Source organism: Mesorhizobium sp. AA23, assembly GCF_001672435.1.
Taxonomy (GTDB): Bacteria; Pseudomonadota; Alphaproteobacteria; order Rhizobiales; family Rhizobiaceae; genus Mesorhizobium.
Genome location: NZ_LYTP01000030.1, coordinates 26934 through 40759, shown reverse-complemented (window position 1 = coordinate 40759; position 13826 = coordinate 26934). Strand labels below are relative to the sequence as shown.

Annotated in this window: 16 protein-coding genes; 14 read left to right on the top strand and 2 right to left on the bottom strand. The window is 63.2% G+C overall.

Translation table 11 applies throughout. The features are described from left to right. Positions 1-130 precede the first annotated feature (130 nt). Positions 131-340: a hypothetical protein gene (locus tag A9K66_RS24035; protein WP_066993812.1), complete on the top strand. Its 210-nt coding sequence runs from the start codon at positions 131-133 to the stop codon at positions 338-340. A gap of 58 nt (positions 341-398) precedes the next feature. Beyond that, entirely contained in the window at positions 399-1187 is a 789-nt protein-coding gene (gene xth / locus A9K66_RS24030) for an exodeoxyribonuclease III (RefSeq protein WP_067328553.1), read from the top strand. 27 nt (positions 1188-1214) lie between these two features. On the opposite strand, the gene A9K66_RS24025 is transcribed toward xth, so the two are convergent. Then, complete coding sequence (locus A9K66_RS24025; protein ID WP_067328551.1) at positions 1215-1502, bottom strand: hypothetical protein; 288 nt, start codon at positions 1500-1502, stop codon at positions 1215-1217. Continuing rightward, positions 1483-1776: a DUF768 domain-containing protein gene (locus A9K66_RS24020; RefSeq protein ID WP_189413692.1), complete on the bottom strand. Its 294-nt coding sequence runs from the start codon at positions 1774-1776 to the stop codon at positions 1483-1485. Before A9K66_RS24020 ends, A9K66_RS24025 begins: the two co-directional genes overlap by 20 nt. Positions 1777-2248: 472 nt before the next feature. Here A9K66_RS24020 and A9K66_RS24015 point away from each other — a divergent pair, with 472 nt between their 5' ends. From A9K66_RS24015 to A9K66_RS23960, 12 genes are all read left to right on the top strand, one after another. Continuing rightward, on the top strand, positions 2249-3451 hold the full coding sequence (locus tag A9K66_RS24015) for a phospholipase D-like domain-containing protein (RefSeq protein WP_245307660.1): 1203 nt from the start codon (positions 2249-2251) through the stop codon (positions 3449-3451). A 241-nt stretch (positions 3452-3692) separates the two neighbouring features. Then, positions 3693-4097: a DUF982 domain-containing protein gene (locus A9K66_RS24010; RefSeq protein ID WP_067328545.1), complete on the top strand. Its 405-nt coding sequence runs from the start codon at positions 3693-3695 to the stop codon at positions 4095-4097. A gap of 463 nt (positions 4098-4560) precedes the next feature. Next, a complete protein-coding gene (locus A9K66_RS24005; RefSeq protein ID WP_067329090.1) occupies positions 4561-5343 on the top strand; it encodes a heme-binding protein in 783 nt (260 codons plus the stop codon). A 101-nt stretch (positions 5344-5444) separates the two neighbouring features. Beyond that, positions 5445-7220, top strand: coding sequence for a methanol/ethanol family PQQ-dependent dehydrogenase (locus A9K66_RS24000; protein ID WP_067329088.1), 1776 nt, complete (start codon positions 5445-5447; stop codon positions 7218-7220). A gap of 49 nt (positions 7221-7269) precedes the next feature. Then, on the top strand, positions 7270-8070 hold the full coding sequence (locus tag A9K66_RS23995) for a substrate-binding domain-containing protein (protein ID WP_245307659.1): 801 nt from the start codon (positions 7270-7272) through the stop codon (positions 8068-8070). Beyond that, positions 8067-8600, top strand: a complete 534-nt coding sequence (locus tag A9K66_RS23990) for a c-type cytochrome (RefSeq protein WP_067328541.1) — start codon at positions 8067-8069, stop codon at positions 8598-8600. Before A9K66_RS23995 ends, A9K66_RS23990 begins: the two co-directional genes overlap by 4 nt. Next, on the top strand, positions 8597-9610 hold the full coding sequence (gene coxB, locus A9K66_RS23985; protein ID WP_245307658.1) for a cytochrome c oxidase subunit II: 1014 nt from the start codon (positions 8597-8599) through the stop codon (positions 9608-9610). Before A9K66_RS23990 ends, coxB begins: the two co-directional genes overlap by 4 nt. Beyond that, entirely contained in the window at positions 9607-11583 is a 1977-nt protein-coding gene (gene ctaD, locus A9K66_RS23980) for a cytochrome c oxidase subunit I (RefSeq protein ID WP_082954049.1), read from the top strand. The genes coxB and ctaD overlap by 4 nt, the downstream gene beginning before the upstream one ends. Further along, positions 11580-12185 (top strand): cytochrome c oxidase subunit 3, encoded by a 606-nt coding sequence (locus A9K66_RS23975; RefSeq protein WP_067328539.1) that lies wholly within the window; start codon positions 11580-11582, stop codon positions 12183-12185. The genes ctaD and A9K66_RS23975 overlap by 4 nt, the downstream gene beginning before the upstream one ends. Then, positions 12185-12526 (top strand): hypothetical protein, encoded by a 342-nt coding sequence (locus A9K66_RS23970; RefSeq protein ID WP_067328538.1) that lies wholly within the window; start codon positions 12185-12187, stop codon positions 12524-12526. Before A9K66_RS23975 ends, A9K66_RS23970 begins: the two co-directional genes overlap by 1 nt. Beyond that, on the top strand, positions 12523-13401 hold the full coding sequence (locus A9K66_RS23965; protein ID WP_067328536.1) for a cytochrome c oxidase assembly protein: 879 nt from the start codon (positions 12523-12525) through the stop codon (positions 13399-13401). Before A9K66_RS23970 ends, A9K66_RS23965 begins: the two co-directional genes overlap by 4 nt. Further along, positions 13382-13798: a c-type cytochrome gene (locus A9K66_RS23960; RefSeq protein WP_067328533.1), complete on the top strand. Its 417-nt coding sequence runs from the start codon at positions 13382-13384 to the stop codon at positions 13796-13798. The genes A9K66_RS23965 and A9K66_RS23960 overlap by 20 nt, the downstream gene beginning before the upstream one ends. Positions 13799-13826: the final 28 nt, after the last annotated feature.

The following is a 13826-nucleotide window of genomic DNA, read 5'->3' as shown; positions in this document are numbered from 1 at the left end:
CTCGCAAGGAACGCCGCGCAAGTTCCTTGGGTTCAAGCCACACAGCCGAGACAAGCCGAACTGCTCGAGGAACGCGAGCGGAAACCTTCCCGGCATTCGACGGTTAATCCGGATCAGGAGAGGTCAGCCCATGGCGAGACGACGTGATGCAGATGAAACAGCGGCGAGCCGGCCCAGAAGGCCACGTTCGCGCCCGCTGAAAGGCGAAGAAACGGAAGTGAACCATATCGTGGAAACGCAAAACATCTCGCCGGCCCAGGCGCGGGAGCTGGTGCGGCGTCATGGAAACGATTGGCGCAAGATCGATGAGGCCGCCAAATCCTACAAGAAAGACAGCTAGTATTCCAAACCAAGTATCGGGGTGACTGCCCGGAGAGATCATCGGCCAAGATAACCGGATGAGCAGGATCGCTACTTTCAACGTAAATGGCGTCAATGGGCGATTGCCGGTCCTCCTGAAATGGCTTGGCGAAACCGGCTATGACATCGTCTGCCTGCAGGAGCTCAAGACATCCGATGAGAAGTTCCCTGCCGAGGCGATCCGGCAGGCTGGTTACTGCGCCGTCTGGCATGGGCAGAAATCTTACAACGGCGTAGCGATTCTGGCCCGTGGGAAACAGCCGCAGGAGCGCAGGCGCGGACTGCCAGGCGACCCGGACGATACGCACAGCCGCTACATCGAGGCCGAGGTGGATGGGCTGGTGATCGGCTGCATCTATCTGCCGAACGGCAATCCCGCGCCTGGACCTAAATTCGATTACAAGCTCGCGTGGTTCCAGCGTTTGATCAGCTATTCCCAGACCTTGCTTAAAGAGGAAACGGTCCTGTGCGGCGATTACAACGTGGTGCCAACCCTGATTGATGCGGTGGTGCCGGCGCGCTGGTTGGGCGATGCAGTGTTTTTCCCGCAGAGTCGTGACGCTTACGCCGATTTGCTGAAGATGGGCTGGACGGATGCGGTTCGGCAGATCCATCCCGAGAAGGGGGTCTACACCTACTGGAACTTCTCCTACCGGGGCGGTTATGACCGGAGCTCCGGCCTGCGAATGGACCATCTCCTGATCAGTCCGGCACTTTCAAACCGGCTGCGAGGGGCGGGCGTCGATGCTGCGGTAAGAGCTTTGGAAAGGCCAAGCGATCATGCCCCGGCGTGGATCGAGCTGACCTGGCCTGGAAAGCTCGACTGAGGTTCCGATGGCCTGCCAGGAGCGGCATCAGCCCGAGCGTATCACGCCGGGCTCATCGGTCTGTTCGTGGGCTTGTCCGACAGCTTGGGGCGCGGCCACAAGGTCCTGGAATCCGATCGTGGCGACCAGATACCCCGCTTCGTCGTAGATTTTCGTAACCCACGATGTCGGGTCGACGCCTTCGACAATCCCATCGAGCATCGCCTCCTTAGCCGCGCGTTTCGCCTCGGCCTTGGCGGCATCCAAATTTTCCATGTCGACCTGGATGGCCGGCTGCGCCGTACTTTCGATGAACTCAAAACGGAACTTCGGCATTGGCTTCTCCATTCGGCGCCGCCGGGAGCGGATCGGGCGGGCTCTCAATCTTGCCGTTGCTGGAAGTTTCGTCTCCGAGCACTGTTTCCGCGATGTATTGCTTGAGATCGCCGACTTCGTCGCCGATATCCTCAGCCAGTATTCCCAGGCCTTCGGCATCGGCGATGCATTGTTCGGCGAGCTTCTCGGCGGCGATTTCGGCCGGGATTGCAGCTGCGGCTTCCGCCTTGTGCTCGTCGATCCATTCCCCGACGAAATGTGCGGTCTTGTTCACGATGATATCCGGTTCCTGAGCGGAAACCGTGTCAGCGTCAGTTGGCTTCGTGTCCATGTCTAAACCCGCCCTCTAGGATCCTTCTTCAACGCCGATTGCCTGCGAAGGATGCAGGCGTTGGTCGAAAGTTGTTATAGCTTCAGGCTTGCACTTCAGACTCCCGGCTCAAGGCTGGAACCTGCGTCAGGATCAACAGTTCTTGAGCATGGCAAATCACCCGATAACGAGTTTCCTCACCTCAATCGGGACTTTAGCGTCCCGTCCCGCCGCATTCCTGGTGCTGCTGGCCTACGCAGCACTGTGTGTCGTTTTCGATCGGCAAAGTCTGAATTGGTATGGGGCGGCCACCCTGGCGCCTCCAGCGGGCGCGTGAAAGGTGAGATTTGGTCGGAACCGGCGGAGGCTGCTCAGCAGCCTCAAGTATCTGGCCGTCGCGCTTGTCACCAGTCTGGTCACGTTGCTCGCGATCAACTTGACCCCCGAGACCCGTGTCATCCGCACCATCGTGCCGTACCGTTTCGATGCGGCAGATCCGCAATTCGCAAGGAGCATGAGCAGCTATTCGCAGGGGCAGATGTTCGAGGCGAACGCCGTGCAGACCCTCGTCAACGGCGACGAGATTTTTCCCGCCATGCTGCAAGCGATCCGTTCGGCCCGAAAGACCATCAACATGGAAACCTACATCTATTGGTCGGGCTCGGTCGGCTACGAGTTCGCCACGTCTTTGGCTGCGAAAGCCCGAGAGGGTGTCGAAGTGCGCGTGCTCGTCGATTGGCTTGGCAGTCTTCCCTTCGATGAGAAGCTGATCCAAATCATGACGAGTGCTGGCGTTCGGTTCGAGCGCTATCGGCCGATCCACTGGTACACGCTCGACCGCGTCAACAACCGAACGCATCGCAAGCTGCTCATTGTGGACGGGCGGGTCGCCTTCACAGGCGGGGTCGGCATCGCGGACAACTGGCTGGGAGATGCGCGCAACCCCAATGAGTGGCGCGACACGCACTACCAGATCGAAGGGCCTGCTGTGCCCGGGTTCCAGGCGGCCTTCGCCGAGAACTGGCTGGAAACAGTGGGCGAGACGTTGCAGGGCGAGAACTTCTACCTGCCGCCCGAAGCCGCGGGTGCGCTCCGTGCCCAGCTGATCCTTTCTTCGCAGCCGAACGGCTCCGAAAACATGGAGCTGATGATGCTGGCCGCCATAGCCGCGGCCAAAGACCACCTGCGCATCGGCATGGCCTATTTCGTCCCGGACGACATCGCCCTGCAGCAGATATTGGACGCCAGAAAAAGAGGCGTCGCCGTCGACGTGATCGTTCCCAATTCCCTGACGGATGTTCCGATCGTCCGCAAAGCTTCGCGCTATTTCTGGGGCAAATTGCTCGAGGCCGGGGTGCGGATCTACGAGTTTCAGCCCACGATGTATCACCCCAAACTGCTGATCGTGGACGACGTCTGGGCGAGCTTCGGTTCCACCAACCTGGACCAGCGGTCTTTGCGTTTGAACGATGAGGCCACGCTCAACGTCTATGGCAAGGAATTCGCACGAACGCAGATCGACTTGTTCAACGAAGATCTGAAGCGCTCGAGGCAGATCAGCCTTGCCGAATGGAGATCGCGTCCCATGCGCGAAAAGTTCACCGATTGGCTGGCCAGCACGCTCCACGCGCAGCTCTAGTCAGCCCATGGAGCCGAACGCAAAACACCAGCCGCTGCTTGTCTCTTCGGCCGCCCGTCACCCAGATCGGCGGAGTTGCCAACCCACCCCAGGTGAGCCAGGGTCGGCCGCCACGGGGCGGCTCTTGACGCCGAAAATCGCGCTTCCAATATTTCACCTCAGCGCCGCCGGCACATGCCCAACACCTTGCTGAGCATCTGTTTGGCCTGCCGGCGATTGGCGCATCAAGCGGAGGAAGGTCATGGGCCCAAATGTCTTCGGGGAGCCCGCTGGGCGTGCTTTGATTTCTCGGCAAAGCGACAACTATGGTCACGACCACGGCGCGGCAGAACCAGGCGCAATGAGCACTGATGTGTTCGCTGAACCTGTCCTTGTTGATGACGTGCCATTTGGCGTGAGGAAAATCCGTTGCGCGATGGACGCCATCGAATTCCTGGAGGAGTGGCCCTTCGAGAAGCGGTGCCGCCTGCACGGTTTGGCCAGCGACGCTTGCTGCGCGGCATATGATGGCCGCGGGCCGGTCGCCGCGGCCAGGAAAGTGTTCGTCAGCTGGGCGATCCAGACCGGGATTTGCGCGAGCGCGCCTTGCCTCGAGCTCGACGCCGCCGAGGCAGCGGATCAAGTCACAGGCAGTGGCACGTCCTGATGAGGAAGAACACGCCGACCCCATAGGGAAGCAACAAAAGCAGCAGGGCCAGCCAGTAACCGGGCTGTGCGATCGGCGCGAAATCTGAACGAAGCTGCTCCATTGCCCGTCCAACGCAGGGCGGCACAGCTGGTTCCTCTACTGCACATGTCGCAAGACCAAGCAGCCGCGTACCTCCTGCTGTTGACGGCTGCAGCGATCGAGGAACGCTGGCCGCCTCCCAGGAGCGGTGATGGCACCGCCAGGGCCTTGGTGCGGTTGGGCCGGACTTCGATATGGATGCACCTGCCACACGCAATTCTTGCAGTCCCTTTCTGGGCAGCAGGAACAAAGGGGCTCGTTGTCCGTTCGGTTTCGCGCAGCAAGAGCAGGATCAGCTTGCAGAACGGCGAGACCGGAGTTTCTGCCGCCCGGCTTCGGTTGTTGCCTTGTTGCCGCGTTGAACAAGGTGTTCCGAAGCGCCATGCATTACCGCCAGTGTCCGTCGGTCGCTCTTGGCCTCCTGCTATTGGCCATCGCGGTGCTGCCGCACAATCCCGTTTGGGCGCAAGCGCCCTGCCCGGCCGATCACGACAAACTGCTGTCGGTCTTGAAGGCCAATGTCAGGGCGAGTGGCGGGCCGGCAAATGGCGGCTTCGAGACCAATGAATGGGCCGCGATCGTTGCCCGTGACGGTACGGTCTGCGCCGTCGCCTTCAGCGGCCCTACCGTGGACGCGCAATGGCCCGGCGGCCGGCTGGTCGCGGCCGAGAAGGCCAACACGGCCAACGGGCTCAGCCTGGCGAATATGGCCCTGTCGACCGCCAATCTTTATGCCGGGGTGCAACCAGGCGGGCCGCTGTTCGGCCTGCAGGCCACCAACCCCGTCAATCAGGCGGCGGCTTACGCCGGCGACGCCAAGACATTCGGCAGCCCCAATGATCCGCTGATCGGCAAACCGATCGGAGGCGTGGTGGTGTTCGGCGGAGGCCTGGCCCTGTACGACGGCAAGGCGATCGTCGGCGGCCTCGGGGTCAGCGGCGATTCCTCCTGCGCCGACCACAACGTCGCCTGGCGCGTCCGCGCAGCGCTCGGCCTCGACAAGGTTCCGGCAGGCGTCAACCCCAATCGCAAGGACGCCATCATCTATGACCTCGACCCAGGCGGCAAAAGCGCATCCGGCTGGGGTCATCCGCTTTGCGCCGGGCGCGAGGCCGACATCGCCGCGGAACTGGGCGCCAGCGTCGGAGGCTCGGTCCCGAAATGAAGGCAGCGCGACAGCTGACGGCGAGGTGTGCGCAGTCCGGACGCGCTCGCCTAACCCGGGCTGCGCGGCAATATGCGGGATCAAGCATTGTTGGAGCGATGATGCTGGCCTGTCTCCCAGCTCTGATGGCGGCCTCGGAGTCGCCCTCGACGCCTGCGATCTCGCCGCCGGCCGCCGCCGCCCCGCCCGACGACGGCCAATGGACGATGCCGGCCAAGAACTACGCCTCGACCCGCTATAGCGAGCTCGCGGAAATCAATGCAGGCAACGTCAAGAACCTGCAGGTCGCCTTCACCTTCTCGACAGGCGTGAACAAGGGCCAGGAAGCGGCACCGCTGGTGGTCGGCAGCACGATGTATATCGTGACGCCGTTTCCCAACATCGTCTACGCGCTCGACCTCTCCAAACCTGGCGCACCGATCAAGTGGAAATACGAACCCAATCCCGAGCCCGCGGCACAAGGGGTGGCGTGCTGCGACGTCGTCAATCGCGGCGCCGCCTTCGCCGACGGGCGCATCTTCTTCAACACGCTGGACGGCCACACGATAGCGCTCGATGCGAACTCCGGCCAGCCGATCTGGAACACCCATATCGGCAACATCAATGTCGGCGAGACCCTCACCATGGCGCCGCTGGTGGTGAAGGGCAAAGTGCTCGTCGGCAATTCGGGCGGCGAGATGGGCGTACGCGGCTGGGTCAAGGCGCTCGACGCCGGCGATGGCCATGTCGTCTGGACGGCTTACAGTACGGGCCCCGACAAGGAGGTGCTGATCGGCCCGGATTTCAAGCCGCATTACGACATGGACAAGGGCAAGGACCTCGGTGTGACGACATGGCCGCCGGAGGCCTGGAAGATCGGGGGCGGCAATATGTGGGGCTGGATCTCCTATGATCCCGATCTCAATCTGATCTTCCACGGCACCGGCAATCCAGGCCCCTGGAACCCTGACCTGCGCCCCGGCGACAACAAATGGACATCGGGCATTTTTGCCCGCGATCCCGATACCGGAGCGGCTAAATGGTTCTATCAGTGGACGCCGCACGATCTGCACGACTATGACGGCATCAATGAGCAGATCCTGCTCGACATGAACTGGCAGGGCAAGCCGCGCAAGGTGCTGGTCCGGCCGGAGCGCAACGGCTATCTCTACGTCCTTGATCGCACCACCGGCGAGGTCCTGTCCGCAAAACCCTATGGCCCCGTCAACTCCAGCAAGGGTGTGGATCTCAAGACGGGCAGGCTGATGGCAAACCCCGACAAGAAGACCGGGACCGGCAAGGTCGTCCGCGACATCTGCCCGACCGCCTCGGGGCTCAAGGACTGGCAGCCTTCCGCCTTCTCGCCGAAGACGGGCCTGCTCTACATCCCGCACAACAATCTGTGCATGGACGAACAAGGCGTCGAGGTGAACTACATCGCCGGCACACCCTATGTCGGAATGAACGTGCGCATGATCCCGGGCCCCGGCGGCAATCGCGGGGCCTTCACCGCGTGGGATATCGCCGCGGAGAAACCGGCCTGGAGCCTCAAGGAAAACTTCCCGGTATGGAGCGGCGCGGTCGTAACCGCCGGCGATATCGTCTTCTACGGAACCATGGAAGGCTGGTTCAAGGCCGTCAGCGCGAAGACCGGCGAACTGCTTTGGCAGTTCAAGACCTCCTCGGGCATCATCGGCCAGCCGGTGACTTATCGCGGCCCCGACGGACACCAATATGTCGCGATCCTGTCCGGCGTCGGCGGCTGGGCCGGCGCCATCGTCTCGGGCGATCTCGACCCGCGCGATGCCACTGCTGCGCTCGGTTTCGTCAACGCGATGAAGGACTTGAAAAACACGACAACGGCGGGAGGCACGCTCTATGTGTTCCGACTGCCTTGATGCATTCAAACCGACGGCACTGGCGAAAAGATCCGCCCCGCGGGCCCTCGTGGCCGGTCTCGTCGCGTTGGTCTGGCTGGTTCTGGCCGGCGCGGCGGATGCGCGGGAACTGCGCGCCTGCGCCGATCCCAACAACATGCCGTTCTCCGACGCCAGCGGCGAAGGCTTCGAGAACAAGATCGCCGAGATCGTTGCGGCCGACCTTGGCGCGAAGCTTACCTACACCTGGTGGGCGCAGCGCCGCGGCTTCGTTCGCAACACGCTGAAAGCGGGGCTTTGCGATCTGGTGCTCGGAACGCCGGCAAATGTCGAAATGCTACGCACCACCTCGCCCTACTACAGATCCTCCTACGTCTTTGTCGCACGACAGGGTGGACCGGACGTAACGTCCTTTAACGATCCACGGCTGCGCGACATGCGCATCGGCGTTCAGCTCATCGGCGATGACGGCGCCAATTCGCCGCCGGTCCAGGCGCTCGGCCGTCGCGGCATTGTCGGACATCTCGTCGGCTACCCGGTCTACGGCGACTATTCCGCTCCCAACCCCGCGGCGCGCATCGTCGAAGCTGTCGCGAGCGGCGAGGTCGACGTCGCCGTGGTCTGGGGCCCGCTCGCCGGTTACTTCGCTACGAAGCAAAAGGTGCCGCTCCGGATCACGCCGGTCACACCTCGCATCGATGGACCGCAACTGCCGCTGATGTACGACATCTCGATGGGCGTTCGGCGCGAGGACGAGCGACTGCGCGGCGATGTGAATAGCGCGCTCGCCAGGCACAAGGCCGAGATCGACGCGGTTCTGACGCAATATGGCGTTCCGCTTCTCGACATCGCCGGGAGTCCGGTGCGATGAGGCTGGGTCTCGCGACGCTGCTGTCCGTGACGCTTGCCTTGGCGGCATGCCAGCGCGAGGAGCGGGACACGCGTCCGCAATCTTCGCTCGGCTCCGGCGGGCAGCCGACGCCCGTGACTACGCTGGAACCTGGCGGCCAAAGGCTCTCCCCCAGCAACAACAAGGCGGCGAGTTTCGAGGCGAACGCCTTTCATCTCAGCGAGGGCAAGCGCCTGTTCGGCTGGTTCAACTGTTCGGGATGCCACGCCAATGGCGGCGGCGGCATGGGCCCGGCGCTGATGGACCAGAAGTGGATCTATGGCAGCTCCATGGAAAGCATTCACGCCACCATCCGCGACGGACGTCCGAACGGCATGCCGAGCTTCCGCAACAAGATCCCCGACGATCAGATCTGGGAACTGGCGGCCTTCGTGCGTTCGCTAAGCGGCAACGCGCCCTCTTCCGCTGCGCCACAGCGAAATGACGACATGATGCCCCATCCGTCGGAAAACCGCATGCCGGATGCCGCCACGCTGGGGAAGTCGCCGTGAAAGGCCTCGCCTCGATGGCGTTTGCCGCGGCAAGCGTCCTTTCTCTCCAGGGATGCGCGGGCTGGCAATCGGCCCTCGACCCGAAAGGCCCCGCGGCGAGCGAGTTGGCATGGCTGATCTGGTTCTTCATAGGGCTTTGCTCGGTAGTGTGGGTGCTGGTGATGATCGCTCTCGCCGCACCGCTGTTGATGCGGCCACCCAGGCGCACCGAGCCGCTGATGCTCGACGCCAGCGCCGACCATCGCAAATTGCGCGTTGTGGTCATCGCTGTCGGGCTGACCGCAGCGACGCTGGTCGGGCTGACCCTGCTCAGCTTCTTGGCCAACAGGACGCTTGCGGCAATCGGCTCGAACGCTGCGCTCACCATTCGGGTGACCGGGCACCAGTGGTGGTGGGAGGTGCGCTATGAGGATGCCACGCCGAGCCGCATCCTGACGACGGCGAACGAAATCCACATCCCCGCCGGCGAGCCGGTGCGGCTTCTTCTGACCTCGACCGATGTGATCCATTCCTTCTGGATCCCAAGTCTGGCCGGCAAGCTCGACCTCATCCCCGGTCACATGAACGTGCTGGATGTCAAGGCGGACAAGCCCGGAACCTATCGCGGCCAGTGCGCCGAGTTCTGCGGCGCGCAGCATGCGAACATGGGCACCTTTATCATCGCCGAGCCGCGGGCAAAGTTCGACGCCTGGTGGAACGACCAGCTGCAGCCGGCCGCGGCCCCGACGGGCGACGAGGCGAAGGCGGGCGCGGACTTGTTTCTCAAGCGTCCCTGCGTGATGTGCCACAAGATCGGCGGCACGCCCGCGGGCGGAACGGTCGCTCCGGATCTCACCCATATTGCCAGCCGGCAAACACTTGCCGCGGGAAGCTTGACGATGAGCCGCGGCAATCTCGCCGCCTGGATAGCCGACCCGCAAGGCATCAAGCCCGGCTCCCACATGCCGGTGGTCGAGCTCAATGGCGACGAGCTCAACGCGATCGTCGCCTATCTCGAGGGCCTGAAATGAGCAGCGCGGACCTGGCCAGCGAACGCGACCTGCCGCCGGAACGTGAGGCGACTGCCAAGGGCGACGTTGCCCCCGAACGTGATGGGCCGCGCGACACCGGCATGGACGATGCCAGCCTTCACCGCTGGCTCGCGCGCACATGGCGGACGCCGCCCGGCATCATCGGCGCGTTGTCCAGCGTTGATCACAAGGTCGTCGCAAGGCGCTATCTGATCACGGCATTCGGGTTTCTGTGCCTGGGCGGGCTGAGCGCCGTCGCCATGCGCATCCAGCTTTCGGGACCGCAACGCGGCCTGATCGGGCCGGACCTCTACAACCAGCTGTTCACCATGCATGGCGTCACCATGATGTTCCTGTTTGCCGTGCCCATCGTGCAGGCGACCGGCATCTATCTGGTGCCGCTGATGGTCGGCAGCCGCAACATCGCCTTTCCGCGCCTGAACGCGTTCAGTTACTGGATTTATGTCTCGGGAGGTCTCTTCGCCTGGGTGTCCTTCGCCCTTGCAATGGCGCCGGATGTCGGCTGGTTCGCCTATGTGCCGCTGTCAGGTCCCGAATTCAGTCCCGGCAAGCGCGCCGACGTGTGGGCGCAGATGATCACCTATACCGAGGTCTCATCGCTGGCGGTCGCCGTCGCGACCATTGTCACCGTATTGAAGCAGCGTGCGGCAGGCATGTCGCTGGACAAGATCCCGCTCTATGTCTGGGCGTTGCTGGTGACCTCATTCGTCGTCGTCTTCGCCATGCCGGCGGTCATGATCACCTCGACCTTCCTGATCCTCGACCGACTGGTCGGAACGCATATTTTCAATCCAGCGGAGGGCGGCGACGCCCTGCTGTTCCAGCACCTGTTCTGGTTCTTCGGTCACCCCGAGGTCTACATCATCTTCCTGCCGGCGACAGGCATCGTCTCCGCGATCATTCCCGCTTTCGCTCGAAGGCCGGCGTTCGGATATCTCGGGCTGGTCCTGTCGTTGATCGCGGTCGGCTTCCTGTCGTTCGGTCTCTGGGTCCACCACATGTTCGCGACGGGATTGCCGAAGCTCGGTGCAAGCTTCTTCACGGCATCTAGCATGTTGATCGCCATTCCCAACGGCGTGCAGATCTTTTGCTGGCTGGCGACCTTGTGGGACGGCAGACCGGTGATCCGCACGCCGTTGCTCTTCGTCTTCGGTTTCTTCTTCATCTTCGTCATTGGCGGTCTCACCGGTGTCATGCTGGCCTCGGTGCCGCTCGACCTGCAGGTGCACGACACCTATTTCGTCGTCGCGCATTTCCACTATGTGCTGATCGGTGGCTCGGTTTTCCCACTGCTGGGTGCCGCCTATTTCTGGTTCCCCAAGATCACCGGCCGCATGATGAGCGAGCGCCTCGGACGCTGGCATTTCTGGCTGGCCTTCATCGGCTTCAACGCGGCCTTCTTCCCGATGCACCTTGTCGGCCTGTGGGGCATGCCGCGCAGGGTCTATACCTATCCGGCCGAGCTTGGCTGGGGGAACATCAACCTGTTCATCACCGGCGGCGCGGTGCTCTTCTTCCTGAGCTTCGTGCTGTTCACCTTCAATCTCGTGCATGGCGCCTTGAAAGGCGCGCCGGCCGGCGACAATCCCTGGGATGCCGGCACGCTGGAATGGGCCACGTCTTCGCCGCCTCCAAGCTATAATTTCGCGCGCATTCCAATCGTCACGAATGTCGAGCCGCTCTGGGCCGAACGCGAGGCCCTTCCCGTCGCCACCGGCCTTCGCGTCGATGTGCGCGAGCTCCTCATCTCGACGGTGGCGGAAGCGCATCCCGATATCCGCGAGAAATCGGCGACGCCGTCGATCTGGCCCTTGTTCGCTGCGATCGCTGTCGGCGGCACCTTTCTGTATTCGATCTTCACGCCCTGGGCGATCGTCTGGGGCGCCGCGCCGATCGCGATCACCCTGATCGGCTGGTTCTGGCCGAAAGATACGCCGGAGGACGAGGAATGAAGCAGCGTCCCGCCGCCGATCTGTCGGGCCTGCCAAGCTTCGGGCTTGGTCCGCGCAGCCCTACTTGGTGGGGTACCCTCGGTTTCATGGCGTTGGAAGGAATGGGCTTTGCGCTGGCGGCCGGCGCTTATCTGTATCTGGCGACCTTGTGGCCCAACTGGCGTCTGAGCGCCCCGGAGCCCAACCATTGGCCGGGAACGATCGTGACGCTGCTTCTCATCGTCAGCCTGGTGCCGAACCACCTCCTCAACCGCTACGCCAAGCAATGCGCCATCGGGCCGGTGCGGATCGGCATGGTGGTGATGTCGCTGCTCGGCAGCGCACCGCTCATCGTGCGCTGGTTCGAGTTTCCGGCCCTGAACATCTATTGGGACACCAACGCTTATGGCTCGATGCTCTGGGTGCTGCTCGGCCTGCACACCATCCATCTGATCACCGATGTCGGCGACACGATCGTTCTGACAGTGCTGATGTTCACGCGCCACGCCTATAGCGGCCGGCGTTTCGGCGACGTCGGCGACAACGTCTTCTACTGGGATTTCGTGGTCTTGACCTGGATCCCGATCTATCTGCTCATCTACTGGGCCCCGAGGCTAGGCTGATGCGCGCGCTGCGTTTGGGAACGTCCTGGGGTGGTCTTGTGTCGGGGCCTCTGGCCTGGGCCATCTCTACGCAGCTGAATTACGCGCTGGTGCCCTGGCAATGTAATCGCCAGGTCCCGGTGGTGCTTTCCGTCGCACTGGTGCTCATGGTGTTTTCGCTCCTCGGCGGCGTCCTGTCGTGGCAGGCGAAGCGGCAAGGCGGCGCCGCCTTCAAACCGGAGCGTACACGCAGCACCGAGCGATTCATCGCCGATCTCGGCATGCTTTCGGCTTTGCTGTTTGCCCTCGTCATCGTCATGCAGGCCAGCGCCGCGCTCATCCTCGACGAGTGCCTGCGATGAGTTTCGAGGCGTTCTTCTCGACCTCGATCTGCTACGGCGCCGGCGCGCCCGAGACCGGGTGGACGCTTGCCCTTCCCATCACGCTTCCGCTGGCCGCGCTCGCGCTGGTCTATGCGACCGGCGCCAACCGGCTGTGGCGCCGCAGCAGCCGAGGCCGACCAGAGCGGATACGACAAACCTTGCTGTTCGCCGCAGGGTGGTGCGTGCTGACGGGAGCGCTGGTCAGCCCGATCCATGCGCTCGGCGAGCGGGTCTTTGCCGCTCACATGATCGAGCACGAGCTGCTGATGGCGCTGGCGGCTCCGCTGCTGGTTGCAGCCCGCCCCGGCGCGGCGCTGGTATGGGCATTACCGGTCGCGTTTCGGCAGAGAACGGGAAGGCTCACGCATGGCAAGATGCTGCAGGCGGTCTGGGCCTTCGCCAGCCGCCCTCTCAACGCAACAATCATCCACGCGATCGCCATCTGGATCTGGCACATCCCGTTCCTGTTCGAGGCAGCCCTGCAGCGGGGCGTGCTGCACTATACCCAGCATGCGAGCTTCCTCGGCACTGCCTTGCTGTTCTGGTGGGCGCTTCTGCCCCGTTCCGGTCGGCAGCAGGCCTATGGCAGCGCCGTCATGCATCTCTTCTTCACCTCGATGCACACCGGCCTGCTCGGCGTGCTGCTGCTGCTGTCGCCCAAACTATGGTATCCGGAAAATGCCGGTGGCGCAGCGCTGTGGGGTTTAAGCCCGATCGAGGACCAGCAGCTTGCGGGTCTGGTGATGTGGGTTCCGGCTGGCCTGATCTATGGCGGAGCCGCTTTGCTGCTCGCCGGCCTCTGGATAAGCAAGAGCGGAACCAGGGAGGCGACGCATGCGCTCCGATCTGGCTAGACTGATCGCCGGCGCCCTCGCCGCCATGATCGTAGTTGCCGTAGCCGTCGCCGCCGTGGCCTTATGGGCCGACCGGCGTGATCGTGTCCGGCACGAGTCGGACGCGGCAACCGGCGGCGTGGGCGCGCGCGCCATTCCGATCATGACCGCGAACGGCTGCTCCGGCTGCCATACGATCCCTGGCGTGCCGGGCGCGCAAGGTCAGGTCGGCCCGCGCCTCGACGCCAGCCTCGCCGGCCGGGTCATTATCGGCGGCGTGCTGGCAAACAATCCGGAGAACCTGATCCGCTGGATACGCGGCGCCAGAGAGGTTAATCCGCACACCGCCATGCCATCGACGAGGATCACCGAGCAGCAGGCGCGTGATATCGCGGCCTATCTCTATGCTTTGAAATAATCGAACCCCGCCGCGCCGGAACCTGGGC